The 6,548-nt window shown below is 66.3% G+C and carries 6 protein-coding genes and 1 pseudogene; 5 read left to right on the top strand and 2 right to left on the bottom strand.

Annotated elements, in window-relative coordinates; all coding sequences use genetic code 11:
• From VJ811_RS00245 to VJ811_RS00265, 5 genes and pseudogenes are all read left to right on the top strand, one after another.
• Nucleotides 1-140, top strand: a pseudogene (locus tag VJ811_RS00245) (diaminopimelate epimerase); the annotation flags it as partial.
• A complete protein-coding gene (locus tag VJ811_RS00250; protein WP_324070040.1) occupies nucleotides 137-1,450 on the top strand; it encodes a MiaB/RimO family radical SAM methylthiotransferase in 1,314 nt (437 codons plus the stop codon). The pseudogene VJ811_RS00245 and the gene VJ811_RS00250, both read left to right, overlap by 4 nt.
• Complete coding sequence (ftsY, locus tag VJ811_RS00255) at nucleotides 1,447-2,373, top strand: signal recognition particle-docking protein FtsY (protein WP_324070042.1); 927 nt, start codon at nucleotides 1,447-1,449, stop codon at nucleotides 2,371-2,373. Before VJ811_RS00250 ends, ftsY begins: the two co-directional genes overlap by 4 nt.
• The gene (locus tag VJ811_RS00260) at nucleotides 2,370-3,041 is read left to right on the top strand and encodes an inner membrane-spanning protein YciB (protein WP_324070044.1); all 672 of its coding nucleotides are present in this window, start codon (nucleotides 2,370-2,372) and stop codon (nucleotides 3,039-3,041) included. The genes ftsY and VJ811_RS00260 overlap by 4 nt, the downstream gene beginning before the upstream one ends.
• Before the next feature lie 75 nt (nucleotides 3,042-3,116).
• Nucleotides 3,117-3,689 (top strand): urate hydroxylase PuuD, encoded by a 573-nt coding sequence (locus tag VJ811_RS00265; protein WP_324070046.1) that lies wholly within the window; start codon nucleotides 3,117-3,119, stop codon nucleotides 3,687-3,689.
• Between the two features lie 151 nt (nucleotides 3,690-3,840).
• Here the strand turns inward: VJ811_RS00265 and VJ811_RS00270 are convergent, their stop codons facing one another.
• Nucleotides 3,841-4,398 carry a gamma carbonic anhydrase family protein gene (locus tag VJ811_RS00270; protein WP_324070048.1) on the bottom strand — a complete coding sequence of 186 codons (558 nt, stop codon included), beginning with the start codon at nucleotides 4,396-4,398 and terminating at the stop codon, nucleotides 3,841-3,843.
• The coding region (locus VJ811_RS00275) for a fused MFS/spermidine synthase (RefSeq protein WP_324070050.1) at nucleotides 4,395-6,548 on the bottom strand (2,154 nt) is incomplete at its 5' end. The genes VJ811_RS00275 and VJ811_RS00270, both read right to left, overlap by 4 nt.

A 6,548-nucleotide genomic window follows, 5' to 3' on the forward strand; every position in this document is an offset into this window, starting at 1 on the left:
GGCTGGTCCAGTCGCCGGTGACGGTGTCGCTGCCCGGCGGCGACCTCGTCATCCGCTGGGCGCCCGGCGAGCCGATCGTGATGAGCGGCGCCGCGACGCGCGTCTATGAGGGCGAGACCGACTGGGCGCAGTTCGGATGAGTGCTTCCCTCGCCGGCCCGGTCGAGGTCGTCAATTTCGGTTGCCGGCTGAACATCGCCGAGGGCGAAGGGGTTCGTGCGGCCGCGCGCGCCGCGGGCGTGCGCGATACGATCATCTTCAACAGCTGCGCGGTGACCGACGAAGCGGTGCGGCAGGCGCGGCAGGCGGTGCGGCGGAGCTTACGCGAGCGGCCGGGCGCCGAGGTCGTGGTGACCGGGTGCGCGGCGGAATTGGAAGCCGAGAGCTTTACCGCAATGGGTGCACGGGTGGTGAGCAACGATGCGAAGGGGCTAATCGAGAGCTATCGTATCGAAAAGCAGAACGGTGCTTCGACACGCTCAGCACGAACGGATTTGGAGAATGGTTCAACCCCTCAGCCGTTCGCCCTGAGCTTGTCGAAGGGCCGTCCTTCCTACTCCCCTGCCCTCTCCGGCGCCGATCACGCCCGCGCCTTCCTCGGCGTCCAGACGGGCTGTTCGCATAGCTGCACCTTCTGCGCGACGGTGCTCGCGCGAGGGACGGCGCGGTCGGCAACGATCGAAGCGGTGTTGGCGGAGGCGCAGATCGCGCTCGACCGCGGCCAGCGCGAGATCGTCCTGACCGGGGTCGACCTTGCCAGCTATGGCGACGACAGCGGCGCGACCTTGGCCGCGCTGGTCGAGGCGTTGCTGGCGCTGCCGGTCGAACGCCTCCGCCTCTCGTCGCTCGACCCGGACCGGATCGACGATGCGCTGTTCGCCTTGCTGACGCAGGAAAAGCGCGTGATGCCGCATGTTCACCTGTCGCTGCAGGCGGGCGACGATATGGTGCTGACGCGGATGAAGCGCCGCCATCGCCGCGCCGACGCGGTTCGGCTGATCGAGCGATTGAAAACCGCGCGTCCCGAGATTGCGATCGGCGCCGATCTGATCGCGGGTTTTCCGACCGAGGATGACGCGATGTTCGCGAACTCGCTGGCGCTGATCGACGATTGCGACATCGTTTTCGGCCATATCTTTCCGTACAGCCCGCGCGCCGGGACGCCCGCCGCGCGGATGCCGCAGGTCGGGCGCACGATCGCACGCGAGCGCGCCGCGATCCTGCGCGACGCCAATGCGCGGCGGCGGCAGGACTGGCTCGATATGCAGATCGGCCGAACCGCATCGATGCTCGTCGAGCGCGACGGCGTCAGCGGCCATGCCGAAAATTTCGCCGCCGTGGCGCTGACCGCACCCGCGGCGCCCGGCACGATCATCGACGTCCGCCTCGGCGCGCGCGACGGCGACCGCATGATCGCCACCCAAATCGAAGCAAAGGATATCGCGGCATGACCGGCCAAAGCTGGAGCGAACGGCTGCTCGGCGGATTTCGCCGCACGTCGGAGCGGCTCGGCGAAAATCTCGCGGGGCTGACCGGCAAGGCGCGGCTCGACGAGGATGATCTCGACCGCATCGAGGAAGCGCTGATCACCGCCGACCTCGGCCCCGCGATGGCCGAGCGCATCCGCGGCCGCCTCGCCGAACGCCGCGACATCGCCGCGAACGGCACCGAGGAACTGCGCAAGGTCGTCGCCGAGGAAATCGCCGCGGTGCTGCGCCCGGTCGCCGAACCGCTCGACATCGACGCCTTCCCGCGCCCGCAGGTCATCCTCGTGATCGGGGTCAACGGGTCGGGCAAGACCACCACCATCGCCAAGCTCGCGCACCTGTTCCAGGAACAGGATTATGGCGTGATGCTCGTCGCGGGCGACACGTTCCGCGCCGCCGCGATCGGGCAATTGAAGGTCTGGGCCGAGCGGCTGGGCGTGCCGATCATGGCGGGGCCCGAGGGCGGTGACAGCGCGGGGATCGTGTTCGATGCGGTGAAACAGGCGACCGCGACGGGGATCGACGTGCTGATCGTCGACACCGCCGGGCGGCTCCAGAACAAGCGCGAGCTGATGGACGAGCTTGCCAAGATCAAGCGCGTGCTCGGCCGCCTCAATCCCGCGGCGCCGCACGATGTCGTGCTCGTGCTCGACGCGACGACCGGACAGAATGCGCTGTCGCAGATCGACGTGTTCCGCGAGGTCGCGGGCGTCACCGGCCTTGTTATGACCAAGCTCGACGGCACCGCGCGCGGCGGCGTGCTTGTGTCCGCGGCCGAGCGCCACGGGCTTCCCATTCACGCGATCGGCATCGGTGAAACCATCGACGACCTTCGTCCGTTCGATGCCGACGAGATCGCGGGCATTATTGCAGGAAACATAAGATGAGCGACCAGCTCCCCACTGGCCCGGAAGCGGTCCCTGCGCCGCCGCCGGCGAAGCATGGCTGGCTCAATTTCGTTATCGATTTCGGGCCTTTGCTCGTCTTCTTCCTCGCCTATAAATTCTCGTCGGGCGGCGAAGGCGCGTTCGCCGCGACGACCGCGGCGATCAAGGGCACCGTCGCGTTCATGGTCGCGATCGTCATCGCGATGGTCGTGTCGAAGTGGAAGCTCGGCAAGATTTCGCCGATGCTGTGGATGTCGAGCATCCTCGTCCTCGGCTTTGGCGCGCTGACGATCTGGTTCCACGACGAGCGTTTCATCGTGATGAAACCGACGATCATCTATGCCACCTTTGCCGTGCTGCTGCTCGGCGGCTGGTGGTTTGGCAAGCCGATGCTGAAATATCTGCTGCAATCGGCGCTCGAAGGGCTCACCGACCGCGGCTGGCTGCTGTTATCGCGCAACTGGGGGCTTTTCTTCGCCGCGCTCGGCGTCGCCAACCATGTAATGTACGAGATGATCCAGGCGAAGCAGATGAGTTTCGACCTGTGGCTGACGATCAAGGTCTGGGGCGTCACCGCTCTCTCCTTCCTCTTCACTTTCAGCCAGGTGCCGGTGATGCTGAAGAACGGCCTCGCCGTTCCCGAAGAAGCAAGTCAGAAGCAAGCTTGAGCGATCCCCCCGTCGCTGGCATAGCAGCGCGCAGGCACCGGGTCGCACGGCGCCGGATAAACAGGGGGAACTGCCATGGACAAATTTTTCGGAAACCTGCACGCCGTGCTGGGCACGGGCCTCGTGCTCGCGATCATATTGATGCTGTGCCTGAACGGCCAGAATTTCGAGGACGGGGTCGCGGCGGGCAACGCGATCATGCGCTGGCTGCATACCTTCTTCGGCGTGCTGTGGATCGGCCTGCTCTATTATTTCAACTTCGTCCAGATTCCGACGATGCCGAAAATTCCGGCCGAACTGAAACCCGCCGTCGGCAAGCATATCGCGCCCGCCGCGCTGTTCTGGTTCCGCTGGGCGGCGGCTGCGACCGTGGTGCTGGGCCTCGCGATTGCCGGCCACGCCAAATATCTGGCGCCCGCACTGGGCCTGCAGGATCCGTACAAGCTGATCGGCGTCGGCATGTGGCTGGGGCTGATCATGGCGTTCAACGTCTGGTTCGTGATCTGGCCGAACCAGAAAAAGGCGCTGGGCATCGTCGAGTCCGACGATGCGACCAAGGCGAAGGCCGCCAAGACCGCGATGATCTTTTCGCGGACCAACACCTTGCTGTCGATCCCGATGCTCTATGCGATGGTGAACTTCAGCTAAGCCGGCTGACGACGCTCAACGAAAGGGCGCTTTGGGAAACCGGAGCGCCCTTTTGAGCGTCCCGTTCGTGTCGAGCGAAGTCGAGACACCCATCGCCATAACGCCAAGCCGAGGGGCATCTCGACTTCGCTCGATGCGAACGGGTTTTGATTTAGCCTTGTTCGATCGCCGCCTTGTGCATGCGGCCGTTCATCACATAATGCGCGACGCCCAGCTGCATGCCCGCCGCCTGCGCATCGTCGATCTCGCGCACCCGCCGCGCGGGCGATCCGGCCCACAATTCGCGCTCGGGGATTTCCTTGTTCTCGGTGAGCAGCGCGCCCGCCGCAAGCATCGCGTCGCTGCCGATGCGGCACCCGTTCATCACCGTCGCCTTCAGGCCCACGAACGCGCGATCTGCCAGCGTGCAGCCGTGCACCATCGCCATATGGCCGATCAGCACATCCTCGCCGATGATCGTCGGGAAACCTTCAGGCTTATGCGGCATCGGGCCGTCGCAGTGAACGACGCTGCCGTCCTGGATGTTCGAGCGCGCGCCGACGACGATATGGCTGACGTCGGCGCGCAGCACGCAATTATACCAGATGCTGACATCGGGGCCGATCGTCACGTCGCCGATGATCCGGCATCCCGGCGCGATGAAGGCGCTGGGGTCGATCTGCGGCGTCTTGCCATTGACGCTGATGATGCTGACGTCGCTGTGGGTCATTCGTCGCGGCCTCCGATGATATTCTTCCAGATCAGGACCGGCAGCGTCGAGGCATAATCGTCGGTCCAGCGCTCGAAATTGGGACGCGCGTCGAGCGGCACCCACGCGCGGTCCGCATGGGAATCCTTGCGCGGGCGGATCCCGCCGGTCAACTCCTGCATCCGCTCCGGCGTCGCGGTCAGCGCGACCCAGTTCGATCCCGTCAGGTCGCCATATTCGTCATTGACCGGGCCGGGGTCCATGCGGATCGCGCTCGTCCAGCCGCGCGCCTTCGCCTCCGCCGCCAGCACCGGCTCCAGATCGAAGAAGCGGTTCGAGATGTGGATGAGCAGGATCCCGTCGGGCTTCAGCGCACGCGCGTAAATGCCGATCGCCTCTTCGGTCAGCAGGTGGAGCGGGATCGCGTCGGACGAGAAAGCATCGATCACGATGACGTCGAAGCGCCCTGCGGGCTGGTTGGCAAGCTGGAGCCGCGCATCGCCTATGACGATCGGCGTGTCGCCGGCGCAGTCCGACAGGAAGGTGAATTTCGACGGATCGCGCGCGATGTCGACCATCACCGGATCGATCTCGAAGATCGTCCAGTGCTGGCCGGGCTTGCGGTAACAGGCGAGCGTGCCCGCCCCCAACCCGACGATGCCGATCGACGCGTTGGGTCCGGCAAGCGCCGTGGCCTTGCCCAGCGTCAGCCCGACCCCCGACTGGTGGCCATAATAGGTCGTCGGATCGCGCCGGTGCGCGGCGTCGGTGCGCTGAAGGCCGTGGAGCGTCGTGCCGTGCGCAAGGCGGCGCTGGTTCGATGCCGGATAGTCAGTGACGGTGTAGACGCCGAAATAGCTGCGCACGCGCGCACCGGTGAAGCTTTCCTGGATCGTGTCCCAGCCGCCGACGCCGAGCATGAGCAAGGCGAGCACGGGCACATAGGCCCAGCGCCAGCCGATCACGAGCATGCCGATGACGAAGATCGCGATGCCCCACGACGTCGTCGCGCTGTCGAGCCGGCCGGTCCAGTCGCCGACCATATGCCAGGCGCCAAAAGCGGCGAGCGCGACGAATATCGCGGCCACGATACGCGCGGTCTTCGCTTCGAGTCCCAGCCATTTGTCCCACGGCAACAGCGCGGGGAGCGGCAACAGCATCGCGGCGGCGAGGATCAGCAGCGGATGTTCGTACACCCAGTCGAAGATCAGCGGCGCGAACAGCGCCGCGAACAGCCCGCCGAGCACCCCGCCCGCCGACATGATGAGGTAAAAGAGCGTCAGATGCTGCGCAGCCGGACGGAGATGGTAGAGATAGCCGTGGAGCGCGGTCGCGACGACGAACAGCATCGCGAGGCTGGCGAGCGCGACCATCATCGATCCGCCGCCCGAGCTCAGCAGTCCGAGACCGCCGACTGCGAGCAGCACCGCCGGCGCGATGACGGTAATGATCTGCGTCGGCCGCTCCATCGTCGAAAAGGCGATGACGAAACTGAGCAGGTAAAGCCCGAGCGGCAGCACCCAGAGCAAAGGCATCGCGACGATGTCGGTGGTGAGATGCGTCGTCGTCGACAGCATCAGCCCCGACGGCACGGCCGCGATCAGCAGCCAGCGGAGCTGGCGGCGCAAGCTCGGCCGCGGCTCACCGGTGATGGCGGCATGGGCTTCGGCGCCGCCGTGCCAGCGCGCCGCCGCGGCCCCGGCGACGAGCAGGACGAGCAGCGCATAGCCCGCGGTCCAGCCCCAGCTTTGTGCAGCGAGCGGCAGGGTGGGTTCGACTAGCGCCGGATAGCTGATCAGGCCCGCGAAGCTGCCGAGGTTCGAGGCGGCATAGAGATAATAGGGATCGCCCGCGCGCGCGTCGGCGGCGAACCAGCGCTGCATCAGCGGCGCCTGCGCCGAAACGGCGAAGAAAACGGGGCCGATCGAGGCGAGCAGCAGCAAGGGCACCCACAGCGCCTCCTGCCCCGGTCCGGGCGCCGCGATCTGCGCGATGCCGATCGGGAGCCACAGCGCCGCGACGAGGAACAGCGCGAGGTGGATGACCGCCTGACGCCGCACGGTGAACCGCCCGAGCCAGTGCGCATAGGCGTAACCGCCGAGCAGCAGCGCCTGATAGACGAGCATCGCGCTGTTCCACACCGCCGGCGCGCCGCCCAATTTGGGCAGCAC

This window comes from Sphingopyxis sp., assembly GCF_035250425.1.
In the GTDB taxonomy this organism is placed as follows: Bacteria; Pseudomonadota; Alphaproteobacteria; order Sphingomonadales; family Sphingomonadaceae; genus Sphingopyxis.